The 18,222-nt window shown below is 44.7% G+C and carries 16 protein-coding genes; 9 read left to right on the top strand and 7 right to left on the bottom strand.

Annotated elements, in window-relative coordinates:
• Positions 1–15 precede the first annotated feature (15 nt).
• The 3 genes from gshA (at position 16) to ACLVWP_RS18040 (ending at position 2,595) form a co-directional block, all read left to right on the top strand.
• Positions 16–1,251 (top strand): glutamate--cysteine ligase, encoded by a 1,236-nt coding sequence (gene gshA / locus ACLVWP_RS18050; protein ID WP_413559053.1) that lies wholly within the window; start codon positions 16–18, stop codon positions 1,249–1,251.
• Positions 1,252–1,381: 130 nt separating this feature from the next.
• On the top strand, positions 1,382–1,888 hold the full coding sequence (locus tag ACLVWP_RS18045; RefSeq protein ID WP_413559052.1) for a hypothetical protein: 507 nt from the start codon (positions 1,382–1,384) through the stop codon (positions 1,886–1,888).
• A gap of 77 nt (positions 1,889–1,965) precedes the next feature.
• Positions 1,966–2,595: a hypothetical protein gene (locus ACLVWP_RS18040; RefSeq protein WP_413559051.1), complete on the top strand. Its 630-nt coding sequence runs from the start codon at positions 1,966–1,968 to the stop codon at positions 2,593–2,595.
• On the opposite strand, the gene ACLVWP_RS18035 is transcribed toward ACLVWP_RS18040, so the two are convergent.
• Positions 2,592–4,139, bottom strand: a complete 1,548-nt coding sequence (locus ACLVWP_RS18035; RefSeq protein WP_413559050.1) for a phospholipase D family protein — start codon at positions 4,137–4,139, stop codon at positions 2,592–2,594. The genes ACLVWP_RS18040 and ACLVWP_RS18035 overlap by 4 nt on opposite strands.
• Positions 4,140–4,248: 109 nt before the next feature.
• Positions 4,249–5,760, bottom strand: coding sequence for a leucyl aminopeptidase (locus ACLVWP_RS18030; RefSeq protein WP_413559049.1), 1,512 nt, complete (start codon positions 5,758–5,760; stop codon positions 4,249–4,251).
• A gap of 177 nt (positions 5,761–5,937) precedes the next feature.
• On the opposite strand from ACLVWP_RS18030, the gene ACLVWP_RS18025 reads away from it, so the two are divergent.
• Positions 5,938–6,543 (top strand): ATP-dependent Clp protease proteolytic subunit, encoded by a 606-nt coding sequence (locus tag ACLVWP_RS18025; RefSeq protein WP_413559048.1) that lies wholly within the window; start codon positions 5,938–5,940, stop codon positions 6,541–6,543.
• A gap of 6 nt (positions 6,544–6,549) precedes the next feature.
• Positions 6,550–7,842, top strand: coding sequence for an ATP-dependent Clp protease ATP-binding subunit ClpX (clpX, locus tag ACLVWP_RS18020; protein WP_413559047.1), 1,293 nt, complete (start codon positions 6,550–6,552; stop codon positions 7,840–7,842).
• A gap of 65 nt (positions 7,843–7,907) precedes the next feature.
• Here the strand turns inward: clpX and ACLVWP_RS18015 are convergent, their stop codons facing one another.
• From ACLVWP_RS18015 to ACLVWP_RS18005, 3 genes are all read right to left on the bottom strand, one after another.
• A complete protein-coding gene (locus ACLVWP_RS18015; protein WP_413559046.1) occupies positions 7,908–8,354 on the bottom strand; it encodes a hypothetical protein in 447 nt (148 codons plus the stop codon).
• Between the two features lie 80 nt (positions 8,355–8,434).
• Positions 8,435–8,824 (bottom strand): response regulator, encoded by a 390-nt coding sequence (locus ACLVWP_RS18010; RefSeq protein ID WP_413559045.1) that lies wholly within the window; start codon positions 8,822–8,824, stop codon positions 8,435–8,437.
• Positions 8,821–10,344, bottom strand: a complete 1,524-nt coding sequence (locus ACLVWP_RS18005) for an ATP-binding protein (protein ID WP_413559044.1) — start codon at positions 10,342–10,344, stop codon at positions 8,821–8,823. The genes ACLVWP_RS18010 and ACLVWP_RS18005 overlap by 4 nt, the downstream gene beginning before the upstream one ends.
• Before the next feature lie 338 nt (positions 10,345–10,682).
• Here ACLVWP_RS18005 and lon point away from each other — a divergent pair, with 338 nt between their 5' ends.
• The 3 genes from lon to ACLVWP_RS17990 all read left to right on the top strand — a co-directional run bounded on the left by lon (position 10,683) and on the right by ACLVWP_RS17990 (position 15,187).
• A complete protein-coding gene (gene lon, locus ACLVWP_RS18000) occupies positions 10,683–13,202 on the top strand; it encodes an endopeptidase La (protein ID WP_413559043.1) in 2,520 nt (839 codons plus the stop codon).
• 150 nt (positions 13,203–13,352) lie between these two features.
• Positions 13,353–14,285: a carboxymuconolactone decarboxylase family protein gene (locus ACLVWP_RS17995; RefSeq protein ID WP_413559042.1), complete on the top strand. Its 933-nt coding sequence runs from the start codon at positions 13,353–13,355 to the stop codon at positions 14,283–14,285.
• 50 nt (positions 14,286–14,335) lie between these two features.
• A complete protein-coding gene (locus ACLVWP_RS17990; RefSeq protein WP_413559041.1) occupies positions 14,336–15,187 on the top strand; it encodes an EamA family transporter in 852 nt (283 codons plus the stop codon).
• Between the two features lie 16 nt (positions 15,188–15,203).
• Here the strand turns inward: ACLVWP_RS17990 and fghA are convergent, their stop codons facing one another.
• Positions 15,204–16,040, bottom strand: a complete 837-nt coding sequence (gene fghA / locus ACLVWP_RS17985; RefSeq protein WP_413559040.1) for an S-formylglutathione hydrolase — start codon at positions 16,038–16,040, stop codon at positions 15,204–15,206.
• An 8-nt stretch (positions 16,041–16,048) separates the two neighbouring features.
• On the bottom strand, positions 16,049–17,158 hold the full coding sequence (locus ACLVWP_RS17980; protein WP_413559039.1) for an S-(hydroxymethyl)glutathione dehydrogenase/class III alcohol dehydrogenase: 1,110 nt from the start codon (positions 17,156–17,158) through the stop codon (positions 16,049–16,051).
• 96 nt (positions 17,159–17,254) lie between these two features.
• Here ACLVWP_RS17980 and ACLVWP_RS17975 point away from each other — a divergent pair, with 96 nt between their 5' ends.
• The gene (locus ACLVWP_RS17975) at positions 17,255–18,154 is read left to right on the top strand and encodes a LysR substrate-binding domain-containing protein (protein WP_413559038.1); all 900 of its coding nucleotides are present in this window, start codon (positions 17,255–17,257) and stop codon (positions 18,152–18,154) included.
• Positions 18,155–18,222: the final 68 nt, after the last annotated feature.

Here is an 18,222-nt window from a genome sequence, read left to right as displayed (position 1 = left end):
TTTTAAGGAGAATCAATGGCGAAGCTCACCCTTCACAAACAAACACTCGCCAACATGAACGAGATTTGTACTTGGTTTACAGCCAAGTCCAAAGAATTTAAACACCCGATCTATTCCAGTTACGATATCCGTGACTCTGGTTACAAGATTTCCAACGTAGATGCGAATATCTTCCCAGCGGGATTCAACAATATCTGCCCAACGGATAAAGAATCTTCCGTAAGCTTGATGAATAAATACATTGTGAATCACTACGGGGAGAAGATTAAAAAAATTCTTCTGGTTACTGAAGAGCACACGAATAACGCTTTCTATTGGGAAAACGTATTCACCATCAAATCCTTGATTGAAGCCTCTAGCATTGAAGTAAAAGTGGCGATCCCACGTGAACTTGAACAGCCTTTGCAAATCACGAGCTCTGCCGGAAATGAAATCACTCTTCATTCCGCATTGATGAACAGCAGTTTGATGAAAGAATTCAAACCAGATCTTATCATCAGCAACAATGACTTTTCTGAAGCCTACGAAGAGTGGGCAAAAACAGTGACAGATTTTCCGATGAATCCACCGCGCGAGCTGGGTTGGTATCAACGTAAAAAAAGCACGTACTTTAAGTACTACAATCAGTTGGTTGAAGAGTTCAGCGCGATTGCCAAAATTGATCCGTTCCTAATGACGGTCGAGACAGAACTATTCGAGCATTTTGATATCGCCGATGAATCCAGTCGCGCAGCTTTGGCTGAGCGTGTGGATGCGATGCTCGCTCGCTTAAAATCCGAATACCAAAAGCGTGGTATCAATCAAGAGCCGTTCGTATTTGTAAAAAACAATGCGGGCACATATGGCTTAGCAGTGATCCGCGTGGGTTCTGGTGCTGAAGTTAAAGAGTGGAGCTATAAATCACGTAAAAAAATGAAAGCGGCCAAAGGCGGCCGCGACGTTGAAGAAGTGATTATCCAAGAAGGTATTCCTTCCATCGTTGAAGCAGACGGCGCTAGTGCAGAACCAGTTATTTATATGATTGGTAGCGACTTAGCGGGTGGCTTCTTAAGAACTCACTCTGAGAAAAGCTCCACTGAGAGCTTGAACAGCCCTGGCGCAGTTTATAAGCGCCTGTGTGTTTCGGATCTGGCGATCAATACGCCAGGATGTCCTCAAGAAAACGTGTACGGTTGGACAGCGAAATTAGGTCTTTTAGCGATCGCCCATGAGGCTCGCGAGCTTAAGGCAGAATTCAAAGGCTACACGTAAATCACACCAGTTTTCGTCCCCTGTCATAGTTTTAGACAGGGGATGTTCCACCAGTCTTCATTAGTTAAATCTGAACAGGGTACGGGGCTTGCTCTTAAAGTCGATGGATTATCACGACTGAGGAGTGCCTATGAAAATCTCGACACAAATTCGTATGATGGGTCTTTCTGTATTGGGTCTTATGGCGGCAATGCCAGCAATGGCCGGACAGGTTTCTGGAACTATCGGGGTGTCGTTAACGATCATCGATGCGGGTCAGTCCTCTACGGAAGGCTTTTCCTCAAATCCTGCTGACTATGCTGGCGGCAGATATATCAGTGCTCTGACGGATGCTGCTAACGGTGAAAAAGTCGGTATTTATCTAAATGGCCAACAAGTTGCTTCAGCGATTTCAAATGATGGCGTGATCAACTTTGCTTTGAACGCCAAAGACACAAGCCAAATGAATGTGACGTTAAAATCCCAAGGTCGCGAAGTCCAAGTACTTCACGCTGCTTACCGTGCTCGCAAAAATGCCCCGGTTCCACAAATGGTCCTAGACCCGCAAGTTCGCCAAATGCAGGTTCCCGTAAGAAATGCAGATGGTTCTATGGGAACTCAGGCCATTTCAATCAAAAGTGTGATCGTTACCTACTAGACGATAGACCTGACTTAAAACAGAAATAGCGAAGCCCGCGATATCCCCATGTTATCCTGCATGTAAGAGGAAACTATATGCAAAAATTTGTGGGAGTCTTCGGGCTTTTATTTGTCTGCTTTGGTGTGGGCTATTACACGGTTCACAGCAATACGGATGTGAATTATATCGGTCGTGATCCTGCGGCTGTCAGAAATAATTTCGACTTTTCAAATCTATCAGGCGAAAAACTGCAAGACGCTGTTAAGCAAAGACTGGTAACAGGCTTTGAACTTAAAAAAACTCCTGAAGCATCTGGTTTTTCTTTGGGTCATTTCGTTTTCGTCGATCAATACGGACAAAAGAAATTCGCTTGCCAAGAATTCAGCAGAGTCAGTTTAACATTTGAAGCAGAAGGTGTCTCTGTTTCTGGTGATAAGCCATCGATGGAGCTTGAAGGCACTTGTGAGTTTTCTAAAGACACTGCGAAGATCAATCCATTATGGTTGCCAGTTGCAAAGATTTTGGGAGAAAGACCTGCTGACGGCGAATTTCAGTTCAATGAAGGTTCTGGCGTCGTGGTAAGATTCGCAAATCTTCCAGATCATTGGCCTAAAACTTGGTTGCTAAAATCTGTGCGCATGAAAAACCTGAACAGCACAGACCTAGTTATCGAAAGCAACGAGGTCGCTCGTTATCTTGGTCACCCAGTAGTTCTTAATTTCTAAAGTTCGCGCTCAGGAATAAATACTGACATTATCGAAACCTTCACTCTTTGCCACCAGCTTGTTTCTGGTTCAGAAGTGAAGGTTTTTTTGTGCCCGCTGTTGAACGTCGTCCACACAAGATTGTCTTTTTCATCCAAGGTCAGATGAAATGCCACCTCGTTCAGATCATCTTTCAATCTGTGAGTAAAATCCTTAGCCATTTCCTCGCTGTCGACGACAACACCCATTTCGGAATTTAAATAGGCCGAGCGAGGATCTAAGTTCATAGATCCAACAAAGATCATTCGCTCATCAAAGAGCATGGTCTTTCCGTGAAGTCCCGCATGCGAACCGCTTGATCCCCAAGTGCGTTTTGCCTTCTTTTTATCGGGCTGTATTTTCGGACGAAGCTCATAGAGCTCTACCCCGCCACGGATTAATTTTTTTCGATATCCTTTATACCCACCGAATACGCCGCTCACATCACTGGATGCTAAAGAGTTCGTAAGTATAACGATGCGAATGCCGCTGCTGACTTTTCCGGTCAGGTATTTAACCCCGCCATCAAGGGGCACAAAATATGGGGAGACCATAAAGATCTCTTTAGTGGATTTTTCTAGATAGGGACGAAGTTGAACGTGAAGATTGTCGTCTTGTTCATTTGCGGGTTGGCGCAGTTTTTCGGGAGTATCATAAACCACACGTCCTTCGCCCCAGAATGTTTTGATAGATCCTTTGGCGAAATCATTTACGAGCTGGCTATCTTTAAGGCCTCGCGTGTAGGGAGTGCCAAGGGCTTTTTGCGCGGCTTCCGAAAGGAGAGTTCTTATCTTGGTCAGATCTTCTGGCGCAGGATTTTTCTTAACTAAGGATTCGATCGGGTAGGCGAATTCGCTATTCCAATACAAATCAAACTCTTTAGAAAGGCTTGGAACGACAGGGCCGATTGTCCACAAATCCAAATCACCAAAGTTCATTTCATTGCTAGCAGAGAAGTATTCGTCGCCAATATTTCTGCCGCCAACGATTCCGACCTCGCTATCTGCGATGATCACTTTGTTGTGCATGCGGCGATTTACTTCCTTCAAGCGACCGATCTCAAAGATCTTCCATCCTCTGCTAGCGAAAGGATTGGCCATGCGAATTTCGATCTGCGGATGGCTGGCTAAAACGCGCAACTGCTTTTCAAATTTTCCAGAGTTCAGATCATCCAATAGAACGCGGACGCGAACACCTCGATCTGCGGCAAGCAAAACCTCATGAAGCATGAGGTTGCCAGTCATGTCGTTATTCCAAATGTAGTATTGCAAATCCAGCGACTTTTCCGCAGTTCGTATAGAGGCGATTCTAGCAACGAAGGCGTCCTCGCCAGAAAACAGAGGGTGAAATCCCGACTGATCGTGATGTCCCTGGAGTTTCGATTTTATATACTTTGACAGAGAAGTATTGGGGTCTGGAGGCAGACTAGTGCTCGGTGTTCTTTGCACATCTTTGGGCAAAGTCGCACACGATATAACGATCATCGAGATCGCAATCCATTTGAGATAAGAGAGAGCTCTAGTCATAGGTTATTATCATTGTGATCCTAGAGAGCTCGAAAGGTCTAATGATAAAAAACAAAAGGCCCTGGTAAAACCAGAGCCTTTAATTTTCTTAACGAAAGTTTGATAGAAACTAAACGTATTGTTTAGCTACTTCAACAAATGTACGGATCATCGCACCAGAAGCACCTTTTTTAGGAGCATACGGAAGACGATTGCCTACAGCCCAACCAGTACCAGCGATGTCGAAGTGAGCCCAAGGGATGCCTTCGCCAACGAACTGCTCAAGGAATGCTGCTGCAGTTGCAGAACCAGCACCTTTACCAGAAGAGATGTTAGAAAGATCAGCGTAAACGCCTTTCATGTCTTTCAAGTGGAAATCTGTCAAAGGCATGTTCCATACCCATTCACCAGATTGAACAGCTGCTTTTTCAATTTTAGTTTTCAAAGCAGAGTTGCGAGTGAAGTAACCAGTGTGAGTGTTACCCAAAGCAACAACCATCGCACCAGTCAAAGTTGCAGCGTCACAGATAACTTGCGGAGCAAGTTCAGTCGCGTATGACAAAGCATCTGCAAGGATCAAACGACCTTCAGCATCCGTGTTGTTCACTTCGAACGTTTTACCGTTACGAGCCGTGTGAACGTCACCTGGCTTAGTCGCAGAACCGTTGATCAAGTTTTCAGTAGAAGCTACCAAACCAACTGCGTTTACTTTCAATTTCAATTGAGCGATTGCAAGCAAAGTACCGATTACGTTTGCGCCACCGCACATGTCGTATTTCATTTCTTCCATACCTGCGCCTGGCTTGATAGAGATACCACCGCAGTCGAAAGTTAGACCTTTACCAACGAAGCAAACTGGCTTTTTAGAAGCAGCTGCACCTTTGTATTCCATGATGATGAAACGTGGCTCTTGATCAGAACCAGCAGCAACACCAAGAAGGCCACCCATTTTTTCTTTTTTGATACGAGCTTTATCCCAAACTGTTACTTTCAAGTTTGTGATGCCTTTAGCTGCTGCCACCGCAGAGTCAGCAAGGATTGTTGGAGTCATCAAGTTACCTGGCATATCACCAAGGCGACGAGAGAAGTTAACTACGTTCGCTAGAACTGAGCCTTCGTGGAAAGCTGCTTTAACAGCTTTGTCAGCTGCCAATTTAGTAACGACGTGTACGTTCAATTCGTCTTCAGATTTTTTAGCTTTAGTTGTAGATTTCAATTCGTCGAATACGTAAGAAGTCAGAACCAAACCTTCAGCTACAGCTTTTGCGAAATCAGCTGCGTCTTTTTTAGCAGTTGTGATGCCATCAAAGTGCAAAGCAGCTTCTTTAACATTCAAAGCTTTGATTGCTTCAAGTGCCGAAGCAACAGATTGGCGAACAGATTCGTGTGTGATTTCGTTTTCTTTACCTAGACCGACAACAATAAGATGACGGTAGCCGCTGATATTGAATTCACGGAATGTGATAGCTTCTTGATGTTTCCCAGTGATTGTCTTTTCAGAGATTGAATCAACAAGTTGCTTGTTAAGCTCATTATGAGTCACTTTCGCAAGCTTATCTTTTTGTGAAGAAGCCTTTGAAAACACGACCAAAGCCGGGCAAGTCAAAGTATCAATATCTTTGTTCAGTAAGTTAAAAGCCATAGTAAACCTCTTAAAATGATTGTGTAATTCGGGCTTCGTTAGATGTAACATAGCACTCCTAGGGGTCAAAGGCTTTTTCATAAAGTCTTGCTGGAGTATTCCGATAGGTAGCACAGCATAAGACCTCAGCTACTTCGGCATGGCCCGAAGGGTACAGACAACTATTAGGAGACACCAGTGGCACTAATTCCTTACGTCATCGAGCAGACTTCCAAAGGCGAAAGATCTTACGACATCTATTCCCGCCTTCTTAAAGACCGTATTATCATCCTTGGTTCTCCGGTTACGGATGAAGTTGCCAATGCTCTTATTGCGCAGTTCCTTTTCCTGGAGTCTGATAACCCAGAAAAAGACATCCATTTGTATATCAATTCACCGGGGGGCAGTGTGTCTGCCGGCTTGGCGATCTACGACATGATGCAGTTCGTGAAGTGTGATGTGGCGACATATTGCATGGGTATGGCGGCTTCCATGGGTTCTTTGCTTTTGACAGCGGGAACTAAAGGTAAGCGTTATAGTCTTCCGAACACGCGTATCATGATCCATCAGCCGCTTCTTTCTGGCGGTGGTTTGTCTGGTCAAGTGACTGACATCGAAATCCACGCAAAAGAGCTTTTGAAAACAAAAGAAAAACTGACTCGTATTTATGAAACTCACACGGGCAGAGACTACCAATTCTTGAAAGATCAAATGGAAAGGGACAATTTCATGGACCCTTACCAAGCTAAAGAATTTGGTTTGCTTGACCACGTAGTAGAATCTCGTAAGGCGAAAAAAGGGTAATCAGAGATGACGACTAAAGACACTAACGGCACATTGAGATGCAGTTTCTGCGGTAAAGGCCAAAAAGAAGTTAAAAAACTTATTGCTGGTCCTGGCGTATATATCTGCGACGAGTGTATTGATCTTTGTAACGACATTATCGACGAGGAAAAAGAGAAAGAGACAGCCGTAAAAGGTACCTTTAAAGTACCGAAACCGTCTGATATCAAAACTTACCTTGATGATTATGTAATCGGTCAAACTCAAGCTAAGAAAACTTTGGCTGTTGCGGTTCACAATCACTATAAACGTGTGAACGCTATGTCTGGCGGTAAAAAATCTGCTGACGTAGAAATGCAAAAATCCAACATCCTTTTGATCGGTCCTACTGGTTCCGGTAAAACTTTGTTGGCGCAAACAATCGCTAAGATCCTTAACGTTCCATTCGCAATGGCGGATGCAACGACATTGACTGAAGCAGGTTACGTAGGTGAAGACGTTGAAAACGTTGTTCTAAACCTTCTTCAAGCTTCTGACTATGACGTAGAAAAAGCGCAAAAAGGCGTTATCTACGTGGACGAGATCGATAAAATTTCTCGTAAGTCAGAAAATCCATCTATCACTCGTGACGTATCGGGTGAGGGTGTGCAACAAGCCCTTCTAAAAATCCTAGAAGGTACAGTTGCAAATCTACCTCCGAAAGGTGGTCGTAAACATCCACAACAGGAATTCATCCAAGTGGATACTACGAACATTCTGTTCATCGTGGGTGGTGCGTTCGTTGGTTTGGATAAAATCATCGAAAGCAGAACAACGAATAAAACATTGGGTATCGCTGCGGAAATCCGCACAGCAACTGAAGCTGCACAAGCGGATCTACTTGCGAAAGTGGAGCCAGATGACTTGTCTAAATTCGGTTTGATCCCAGAGTTCATTGGTCGTTTGCCAGCGATCGCAGTTCTTGGTCAATTGGATGAAGATGCGTTGATGGATATCTTGGTTCGCCCTAAAAATGCGATCACTAAGCAATACCAAAAACTATTCTCATTCGAGGGTGTTGAATTGAAGTTCACGGAAAAAGCACTTCGTGCAGTTGCACAAATGGCTTTGAAACGTAAAACAGGTGCCCGCGGTCTGCGTGGTGTGCTTGAAACTGCAATGCTCGACATCATGTACGATGTACCATCTAAAGGTAACGTGAAAGAAGTGATCATCGATGAAAACGTGATCAATGATGGCGGCACGCCGATGATGGTTTATAAAACTGAAGAGGAAATGAAAGCTGAAGCTGAGGCAGAAGCTAAGAAAAGTTCCGCTTAGTTCTTAAAGCACAGATTAGAACAAAAAACCCAGAGAGTGATCTCTGGGTTTTTTATTTTTGCAGACTATGGAAGTTTGATAACCCACGCTTTTAGCTTCGCGCCTGGTACCATGGATGTCGTTGCCGACACTTTCACACCCTTCGGAAGATCTTCCAGCTGAGTGTTTTTGTAATCGATGTTGAAATCGACTTTCTTAGAGCGGTCATGAGGGCAAGTGAAGACACCTTTAAAGTATCTGCCAGCCGTCAAAACACCACGAGAGTTGTAGTAGAAATTGTTAGTCACGACGAAGTCACCTTGGCAGGTAGCATCTTGGTGGCCGTCTTTGTAGTAGCGAGTGATTTCGAACTCTTTATTGTTGATAACTTGGAACTTTAGGTAAGCCTTTTGAAACATGTAGGATGCTTCAACGTTATAACGACCGATAATATTATCTGCGGTAAGTGGCGTAGCAAATGCAGGAACACTTCCCGTGATCAGCAAAAGCGCGGTTAAAACGAATTTCTTCATTGGAATCCCCTCCTTGAATGTATAGAGCTTTTAACCAAATTTTAGTTCAAGGACAAAAGTAAATAGCAGTTTTGGTAGGATTACAAAGAAAGATTGAGGTCAGTCTTCAAGGCTTCGCCAAGTGCATGAAAATCAACAGGTTTACTTAAGAAGCGTTGCGCTCCTAGTTGCTCAGCACGGTTGCGAAACTCAGAGGATTCATAGGCGCTCACCACATAAAACGGCATCATAGGGTAAACTTTCCGAACTTCTTGGAGAAGTTCGAAGCCATCCATCTCGGGCATATTGATGTCCGACATGATGAGATCAACCTTGGGTGTATCGGCGATTCGAAGATAGTTCAGGCAGTCGATGGCACTCAGAAAGGAAACAAGTTTAACGCCGCCAAGAGCAGCAAAAAACTTTTTAAATTTCAGTTTGTAAAGCAGATGTGTGTCTGCTTCATCATCGACGACCACTATGTGAATCATGCATGAATTCTTTCGTGTACCATTGGTAGCGACATTACGAATTCAGTCCACTGACCAAACTCACTCGAGTATTTTAATGTGCCACCGTGCTTCTGCGCAATGTTAAACGCGACAGTCAGCCCAAGTCCAGCTCCTTCTCCAGGTGCCTTCGTTGTAAGGAATGGATCGAAAACTTTCTCTCCTAAGATCGATGGAATACCAATGCCGTTGTCACGAATGGAGATTTCAACATTGTCCCCACGGACAGCAGTAGAAATAGTCAGTTCGGGATCAAAGTTTCTCTCGGTTCCAACTTTCTTCTCAAGAGCATGGATGGAGTTATCAATGATATTTGACAAGGCTCTCATCAAAGAAGCGGAGTAAGTCTGTGCCTGAACGGATTCTGCCAAACGGTAGTTCACCTTTGGCGGAATGTAAGCAGAGCCCAACGCGCGATTAGCGATAGTTTGTTGGTACGCCTTTTTAACGACTTCGTTCACATCAGTTGGCTCAAGGATATCGCTGTCATAACCCGACAAGATCTGCATCGAGCGAACGATCTGATCGATACGCTGACTGTGTTTCAAGATAACACGACTGATCTCTCTGATTTCTTCGTTGTCCTCAGACTCACTTAAAAGTTCGCTGAAGTTCAAAACGAAGTTCAATGGATTGCGAATTTCATGGGCCACACTCGCAGTTAAGCTTCCTAGGGATGCCAGTTTTTCCTGCGCAACCAAAGTAGCCTGCATGCGTTTGATTTGTAGCATGGCTTTTTCCAAGCTTTGGTTTTTCGTCGTCAGCTCGCGCGTACGATTCATCACCTTGTGTTCCAGGGCTTGGTTTAACTGCTCGAGCTGCTGATTGGCCTCGAGGAGTTCTATTTTAAATTTATTGATAGAGTCGACCAAGATATCCAACTCATCTTTAACTTCACTTTGACGACGATTCAGGCGGAGCTCGCCACGAGTTCGTTCATCCGAAGTTAGGTATTCCACGATACGCTTTATGTGTACGACCACGATGCGGTTGAAGATAAAGTACAAGCAGAAAACAACGACCATGGTCTTTGCGGCTTGTCGAATGAAAATCCAGATCGCCTCGTGGAAATACTTTTCACGAAGATTTCTGACATCGAGCTCGACTTCCAAAGTTCCCAAAACTTCGTTGGTATTTTTGTGTAAAATTTCAAAGCTGCGGTGGCTTTCTTCAGCAGGATCGGTAACGCCAGTTTCGTAAATGGTCTTATTATCGGCCACCAATTTCAGGTAGCTCACACCTTGAAGGCGGCTTAGACCATCCAGCTGAATTTCAAGCAGGCGAGTGTCGTAAGACCACAAGTGCTCGGCCATGGAATCAAGGTAGGAGTTTTTAATGATCGAGAAGTTGTTTTGCAACTTATCGAAATCCTTCTGATAATCCAAAATTAGCTGACCCGCCGTTAAAACTAACGTGGCAAAAGAACTGACGGCCCAAGTCGCTATAAGCAACTTAAGACTCAGTGAATTTGTATGAGCCCATTTGGATTGTTCGCGTGTCACATAGCACTTATCGTTTAAGTTCGCCGAAAAGGGCATCAAAATGTGCTCGTAGGGTATTACAATTAGGAAAGAATCTCATTTCCGCTCGAAATCCATGAATTCTTTAGATCAACATTTCTGCCTCAAAAATGCACAAAATTTGAGCAGGCATATGGCATGCCAACAATTGCCAGAGGCCAGCTTCTTTTTTTCTCTCACATATTTACTTCCCAGCAATCGTACACATCGTTAAAATAAGGAAGGATTCGCTAAGGTTTTAACGGATTATTTAACCTGAATGAACATCCTCTTGTGTCCTAATACGCAAGAAGCTCGTTAACCCAAGGGAGGGAGAGGATATGAGCGAGGGAAAAGTCACACAACTACCGCTTTTGCCCCTAAGAGACCTCATCATTTTTCCACATATGATGATGCCTTTGTTTGTAGGTCGCGAAAAGAGTATCAACGCTCTAGAAGAAGCGATGGCGAAACAAACAGATATCGTTTTGGCAGCTCAAAAGGACGCTAAAACGAACAATCCCGAACCTAAGGATATCTTCGCGATCGGTACTGTAGGTACGATCATTCAGTTGCTCCGCTTGCCGGATGGAACTGTGAAGGTTTTGGTTGAGGGTAAACGTCGCGTAAAGATTAAGAATTTCGTAAACAACGAAAACTTCTTCATGGTGGCTGTTGAGTCCTTGGACGAAGACGGTACGAACATTGTTGAAGCCCAAGCGCTTGTACGCTCGGTAAAAACAACTTTCGAAACATACGTGAAATTGAACAAACGCATCCCACCAGAAATCTTGATGAGAGTTTCTACTATCGAGAATCCGGGTGAGTTGGCTGACATTATCGTGGCTCAATTGAACTTGAAGCTTGAAGACAAGCAGGCAGTTCTAGAGATCATCGATGCTAGCAAACGTTTGGAACATTTGTTGAACTTGATGACCGGCGAGATCGAAATCCTAGAAGTAGAGAAAAAGATCCGCACTCGCGTGAAAAAACAAATGGAGCGCTCTCAAAAAGAATACTATTTGAATGAGCAAATGCAGGCCATTCAAAAAGAACTTGGCGAGAAAGACGACTACCAAGCAGAGCTTCAAGATCTAGAGATCAAATGTAAGAACAAGAAAATGTCTCAAGAAGCTAAAGACAAAGTGATGAAAGAGATCAAGAAATTGAAGCTTATGTCACCGATGTCAGCTGAAGCGACAGTTGTTCGTAACTACATCGATTGGATCTTGTCACTTCCTTGGCAGGATTACTCCGAAGAGAAACATGACATCAAAAATGCTCAACGCATTTTGGATGACGAGCACTTCGGTTTGGAAAAAGTTAAAGACCGTATCCTTGAATACCTAGCTGTTCTTTCGATTTCGAAAGACATGAAAGGCCCTATCTTGTGCCTTGCAGGTCCTCCGGGTGTTGGTAAAACGTCTTTGGCGAAATCTATCGCTGAATCTTTGAATCGTTCTTTCGCACGTATCTCTTTGGGTGGCGTGAGAGACGAAGCTGAGATCCGCGGTCACAGAAAAACTTACGTTGGTGCGATGCCAGGTAAAATCATCCAAGCTTTGCGCAAGGTTGATAAAGGTAATCCACTAGTTCTTCTGGATGAAATCGACAAAATGGCGAATGACTTTAGAGGTGACCCTTCAGCAGCGATGCTTGAAGTATTGGATCCAGAGCAAAACTCTACGTTCCAAGATCATTACCTTGAAGTTGAATACGATCTTTCAAAAGTAATGTTCATCGCGACGGCGAACAGTCTTCATACAATCCCACGTCCATTGTTGGATCGTATGGAAATCATCCAGCTTGAAGGTTATATCGAGCAGGAGAAATTCAACATCGCGAAGTCCTACCTGGTTCCAAAACAATTGGAAAACCATGGTCTGAAAGATCACAAAGTTACGGTTAAAGATGAAGCTATCCGCGACATCATCCGCTACTACACAAGAGAAGCGGGCGTCCGTAACCTTGAAAGACAAGTTGCGAATGTTTGCCGTAAAGTCGCTAAAGATATCGTGATGAGCGAAACTTTGAATGACTTTAAATCCGAAGGCACTGGTAAAAAAGCGACTGCTAAAACAGCTGCTGCTAAAAAAGGTGCTAAAGGAGCTAAGACTTCTACAAAAGCTGAAACTGGTAAAAATGCAGGTTACGTTGTAACAGCACAAAAACTAGTAGAGTTGTTGGGACCTCATAAATTCAAATTCGGTCAAATCGAAGCTGAAAATGAAATCGGTCTTACAAACGGTATGGCTTGGACAGAAGTTGGCGGTGACTTGTTGGCAGTCGAAGTGAGCGTGGTTCCTGGTAAAGGTAAATTCACGGTTACTGGTCAACTTGGTGATGTGATGAAAGAGTCTTGTGCGGCAGCGATGAGCTACGTACGTTCAAGAGGTCCTTTGTTCGGTTTGGATAAAGAATACTTCGCGAACATCGACGTGCACATCCATTTGCCAGAAGGCGCTGTTCCTAAGGACGGTCCTTCAGCAGGTATCGCATTGACGACTTCAATCGTGTCAGCAATCACGAAAATCCCGGTTAAGCGCACTGTTGCGATGACTGGTGAGGTTTCCCTTCGTGGTCGTGTGATGGCAATCGGTGGTTTGAAAGAGAAAACTCTGGCAGCTCACCGTGGTGGCATCAAGATGATCATCTGTCCTAAAGAGAATGAAAAAGATCTTAAGGACATCCCGAAGGAAGTGATGAAAGACTTGAAAGTCATCCTTGTAGACCATGTGGATCAAGTGTTGATCAACGCTTTGGATATCAAAAATCCAAAAGAGATCTTCAAAATCCAAAAAGAACGTGAATTCGGCATCAAAGCCCAATACACGGGTCAACAGAATGTTGCCCACCACTAACGTGGTGAACAACATCCTGGGAAAATAGAAAATCGAAAATAGATTTGATGGAGGGCTGGTCGAGAGACTGGCCCTTTGTTTTTTTCAGGCGGATCTACCGCCTTGCTTTGGTGGGATTAGGATTTAGGTATCTTTCACATCGGAGCTTTTATGAAAGTCATCTTGCCCCTCGTGGCACCTCTCCTTTTCTTTTTTGTGGCCTTCGCCGCGCAAAAACCCGCTGATCAAGTTGTCCCGCAGAATCCTCAGGCCGAAGCTGCCTACGAAGAAATGCGTGCAACCTTTGGAATGATTCCGACTTTTATGAAGGAGTTTCCTCAAGAGGCGATTTCTGGCGCCTGGCAGGAATTTCGCGATATTCAGTTAAATCCAACAACGGCTCTAACACCGAAAACCAAAGAGCTAATCGGTCTTGCCGTGGCGGCTCAGATTCCTTGCACGTACTGTGTGTATTTTCATAAGCGTGCAGCTAAATTTAACGAAGCCACTCCGCAAGAACTTAACTATGCGATCGCAATAGCTGCGGATACTCGCAAGTGGGCGGCTTTCTGGGAGGGGTCTCCGATTCCATTTAATAAGTTTAAAATGGACGTCGATAAAATGATCTCGGTCTTAAAAACCAAGAAGCCCATGATCGTGAGTGAGAATACTCCGATTCCTTTAGTGGGCGATCCAGCGGCGGCATACAAGGACATGCAAAGCATGTTGGGGATCGTTCCAAATTTTGTGAAACCCTATGCAGCTAAGGGAATCGCTGGCGCGTGGAATGAGCACAAGATGCTAAGCATGAATCCGCGCTCACCATTGTCTCCCGCGACAATTGATTTAATCAGTCTCGCGGTGTCAGCGCAGTCCTCATGTCCATCATGTGTTTACATCTATACGGAATTCGCAAAGCTTCATGGCGCCAGCGAAGAACAAATCCGTGAAACGGTGGCTATGGCGGGACTCACCCGACACTGGAGTGCTTTTCTCAATGGCCTGCAACAGCCACCGAAGGATTTCGAGAGGGAAGTGGACCAAATTTTCGGTCGACTTGAGGATCAAAAAACTAAGATGAACAAACAGATTTCCTCGAAATAGCTTCTTTCGAGCATTGCCGATCCTGTATCCAGTCGTTATGATGGGCACCGATGAACACGAGTGCCCTTTTACTTTTATCTTCAGCATTCTTGCATGCCAGTTGGAATGCGATTGCGAAAACAACGAAAGACAAAGAAGCTTTTCTTTTTGTCGCAATGACAGTCAGTAATCTAATTATTGCGATCTCGCTGATATTTTTTACCGATGAATTTTCGGCGGGCACGCCCTTAACCTGGGCGATTCTTTCCGGTCTTTCTGAAGGCGCCTATTTCGTGACGCTGGCTTGGTCGCTTAAGCAAAGCCAGTTGGGTAAAGCCTATTCCATTATGCGTGGTGGAGCGATGATCTTCGTGTGGTTGATCTCTACGATGTTCATGGGTGAAACCGCATCGACATTGCAGACACTAGGCGCGGTCTTTGTTTTAGGTGGAATAGTTGTTTTAAGTTTCCCAAGTCTTGGGGAAAAGTCCGCGGAAAAGTCGGGATGGTTTGCAAAGGTGCCATGGGCATGGGTTTGCGCGATCTTTATTGGTGGCTATCACTTGAGCTATCATCAGGCTTTACATCACGGGGCTGAACCCAAAAGTCTTTTTGCAGTGGCAATGGTGATCTCATGGCCATTCTTGTGGCTCGCTATCACTGGTGAAAGAGTGCAGCGTGTGAAGCAAGTCGTGCGCAGTGAAAGTATTAAGGCCGTTGCTGCGGGTGTGGCCGCGAATATGTCGTTTGTGATTTTCTTATATGGTTTAAAAGTATCGGTGCCGGGATTTGCGATTTCTCTTAGAAATGCATCGATCTTTTTCGCTGTTCTATTTTCATTCTTCTTAAAAGAATCTTTGACCAGAATTCAGATTATGGGAGCTTTGGTCGTCGGAACAGGGGCTGTGCTTCTAAGTCTGTGAAGCACAACCCATGAAATTAGGCTAAGAATTTGGCGTGATGTTTGATGTGGCTTTCAATGAAAGTCGCAATAAAATAGTAGCTGTGATCATAATCACCTCTGTATTTTACTTCGACCTTTTGACCAACATCCAAACAAGCTTTTTCAAAATGGGGAGTTTGTAGCTGACCCTTTTCATAAAACTCATCGGCAAGGCCTTGATCGATCAAAATTGGATTTTCGTGACGAGCACCACTTCTCATAAGCTCAGTGGCATCGTATTCATTCCAAGTTGATTGGTCAGAGCCAAGGTATCCGGTGAAGGCTTTCTCGCCCCAAGGACACTTTGTTGGGTTTACGATCGGTGCAAAGGCTGAAATAGATTGGAACTTGCCGCTTTCACGAAGCCCAATAACCAAAGCCCCGTGACCTCCCATGGAGTGACCCATGATAGAGATCTTGTTTTTAGGAACTTGGAACTGCGCTTGAATCAAATCGAAAAGTTCTTCGCTGATATAGCTGAACATACGATAGTGATCACGATATCCGTCTGTTTTCGCATTCACATAGAAGCTCGCGCCCGAGCCGAAATCATAAGAGTCGTGCTCTCCCGGCAATTGTAAGCCGCGTGGAGAAGTGTCTGGGCAGATCACCATCAGTTGGTTATCTGCCAGATACTTCTGTGCCCCAGCTTTTGTGATGAAATTTTCGTCTGTGCAAGTCAGGCCAGAGAGCCAGATAACACAACCTTTCACCAAACCTTCGGGGATGAAAGTTGAAAACTTCATTTTAGTTTTGGTCGCAGCAGAATCGTGCTCCCAAAACTGAGTTTTTCCTTCGAATGTCTTATGCGACTTTAGAAGCTTTACTTCCATGGTCTCTCCTACATTTTGATAACAGAGCGGATACTTTTACCTTCATGCATATAATCGAAAGCTTTGTTGATATCTGCAAGTGGCATTTCAAAAGTTACCATATCGTCGATGTTAATAGCACCAGACATATATTGATCGACGTAACCAGGAAGCTCTGTGCGTCCTTTAACACCACCGAATGCAGAACCTTTCCAAACACGGCCAGTCACCAATTGGAATGGACGAGTGGAGATCTCCTGACCCGCACCTGCAACACCGATAATGATGGATTGGCCCCAGCCACGGTGAGCGCACTCAAGAGCCGCACGCATAAGAGCGGTGCTGCCCACACATTCAAATGAGTAATCCACGCCCCATTCAGTCATTTCTACGATCACCTGTTGGATAGGCTTATCGAACTTATTTGGATTTACGAAATCAGTGGCACCGAATTTTTCTGCCATTTCTCTTTTAGCGTCGTTGATGTCGATAGCGATAATGCGTGAAGCACCAGCCATTTTTGCACCTTGGATCACAGAAAGACCAATACCACCCAAGCCAAAGACAGCAACAGTTGCGCCTTTTTCTACTTTAGCAGTATTCAGAACGGCACCGATACCTGTTGTAACGCCGCAACCAAGCAAGCAGACTTTTTCAAGGGGAGCCGCTGGATTTACTTTTGCCAATGCGATTTCAGGAACCACCGTGTATTCAGCAAATGTTGAACAACCCATGTAGTGATGAATCATTTTGCCATCTTTAGAGAAACGAGAAGTTCCGTCGGGCATCAAGCCTTTACCTTGAGTTGCGCGGATGCGAACGCAAAGATTTGTTTTACCAGACAAACAGAACTTACACTCTTTGCACTCAGGAGTGTAAAGAGGGATCACGTGATCACCTTTTTTAAGAGTGGTAACGCCCTCGCCAACAGCTTCGACGATACCGCCACCTTCGTGGCCCAAGATCACTGGGAAAAGGCCTTCAGGATCTGCGCCAGACAGAGTGAAAGCATCAGTATGGCAAACACCGGTTGCCACGACTTTAACTAGGACTTCGCCTTTTTTAGGTCCTTCAAGATCTACTTCTTCGATGGAAAGGGGAGCGCCGGCTTTCCAGGCTACTGCTGCTTTGATTTTCATGTGTGGATTCTCCTTAAAAAGTTATTTTAGATGAAGGAATTATAAATAGCGTGTCTCACCTTGACCAGCCCAGACGAGGAACATTAATGTTTCCATATGGAAACAATCAGATCATTGCAGGGAATCATTGCCTTCGTCAAAGTAGCTGAAACGGGAAGCTTTTCCGAGGCCGCCACATCTTTAGGCGTTTCTAAATCTCACATCAGTAAAACCATCAGTCATCTCGAGGATGACTTGGGTATCGCTCTGTTTGTGCGCTCGACTCGCAAAGTTCAACTGACGAACATAGGAACTCGTTTCTTAGAAACTTGCCGAGACTCTTTGCAGAATCTGGATAGTGCTAAAAAAGAAATTCTAGATCTTTCGGAAACGCCTCGTGGTGTTCTTAGGGTCACACTGGCTGGAATCTTTGGCGAAGAATATATCGCGCCTGTGGTGATCGACATGGCGAAAAAGTATCCTGATCTAAAAGTAGAGTTGGATTTCACCACTCGCATCGTGGATTTGATCGCCGAGAAATTCGATGTCGGCATTCGTATTGGCCATTTGGAAAGTTCGTCGCTGGTCGCGCAAAAAATCGCCTCACGCATGGAATACGTGGTGGCTTCGAAAAGTTATCTGGCCTCTGCTCCTCCCTTAAAAGAGCCCCATGATTTGATTTCTCACAACTGCATCGGTGAACGCGGTTCGTGGAATTTCAAGAAACGTGGAAAAAATTTTCAGGTTTCGGTGAAAGGTAACTTTAAAACCAACAACCCTCGTGTCCTGCAAAAGGCTGCCCTGGCGGGTGTTGGGGTGGCAAGGCTTCCTGGTTCATATGCTTTCGAGGATGTGAAAAAAGGGAGGTTGGTTTCTTTGTTGGAGCCATTCAGCGAAGGAAAAAAAGACATTTGGGTGGTCACTCCGGTTCGCCATAAGCAAAACGTAAATGTGAAAACCTTTATTTCGGAAGTCAAAAAGCACCTCTCTCAAGAGGATGCGGACGTATTCTTTTAACCAAAGCGCCATTGACGCAAACCGCAATGTGAGGGTGGAGACGCCCTCAACATTAAATTACTGAAATC

The sequence above is a fragment of the Bdellovibrio sp. HCB209 genome, from assembly GCF_047306065.1.
In the GTDB taxonomy this organism is placed as follows: Bacteria; Bdellovibrionota; Bdellovibrionia; order Bdellovibrionales; family Bdellovibrionaceae; genus Bdellovibrio.
Note: the sequence above shows the minus strand (reverse complement) of the source record. Positions and strands in the feature narration are given on the sequence as shown.

Bases quoted from the DNA above. Each gene is read 5' to 3' on its own strand.
- ACLVWP_RS18010 (WP_413559045.1), bottom strand. From the start codon at position 8,824: ATGATTCACATAGTGGTCGTCGATGATGAAGCAGACACACATCTGCTT.
- ACLVWP_RS18030 (WP_413559049.1), bottom strand. From the start codon at position 5,760: ATGGCTTTTAACTTACTGAACAAAGATATTGATACTTTGACTTGCCCG.
- ACLVWP_RS18040 (WP_413559051.1), top strand. From the start codon at position 1,966: ATGCAAAAATTTGTGGGAGTCTTCGGGCTTTTATTTGTCTGCTTTGGT.
- ACLVWP_RS17995 (WP_413559042.1), top strand. From the start codon at position 13,353: ATGAAAGTCATCTTGCCCCTCGTGGCACCTCTCCTTTTCTTTTTTGTG.
- clpX (WP_413559047.1), top strand. From the start codon at position 6,550: ATGACGACTAAAGACACTAACGGCACATTGAGATGCAGTTTCTGCGGT.
- gshA (WP_413559053.1), top strand. From the start codon at position 16: ATGGCGAAGCTCACCCTTCACAAACAAACACTCGCCAACATGAACGAG.
- ACLVWP_RS18015 (WP_413559046.1), bottom strand. From the start codon at position 8,354: ATGAAGAAATTCGTTTTAACCGCGCTTTTGCTGATCACGGGAAGTGTT.
- ACLVWP_RS17975 (WP_413559038.1), top strand. From the start codon at position 17,255: ATGGAAACAATCAGATCATTGCAGGGAATCATTGCCTTCGTCAAAGTA.
- ACLVWP_RS18035 (WP_413559050.1), bottom strand. From the start codon at position 4,139: ATGACTAGAGCTCTCTCTTATCTCAAATGGATTGCGATCTCGATGATC.
- ACLVWP_RS17980 (WP_413559039.1), bottom strand. From the start codon at position 17,158: ATGAAAATCAAAGCAGCAGTAGCCTGGAAAGCCGGCGCTCCCCTTTCC.
- fghA (WP_413559040.1), bottom strand. From the start codon at position 16,040: ATGGAAGTAAAGCTTCTAAAGTCGCATAAGACATTCGAAGGAAAAACT.
- ACLVWP_RS17990 (WP_413559041.1), top strand. From the start codon at position 14,336: ATGAACACGAGTGCCCTTTTACTTTTATCTTCAGCATTCTTGCATGCC.
- lon (WP_413559043.1), top strand. From the start codon at position 10,683: ATGAGCGAGGGAAAAGTCACACAACTACCGCTTTTGCCCCTAAGAGAC.
- ACLVWP_RS18045 (WP_413559052.1), top strand. From the start codon at position 1,382: ATGAAAATCTCGACACAAATTCGTATGATGGGTCTTTCTGTATTGGGT.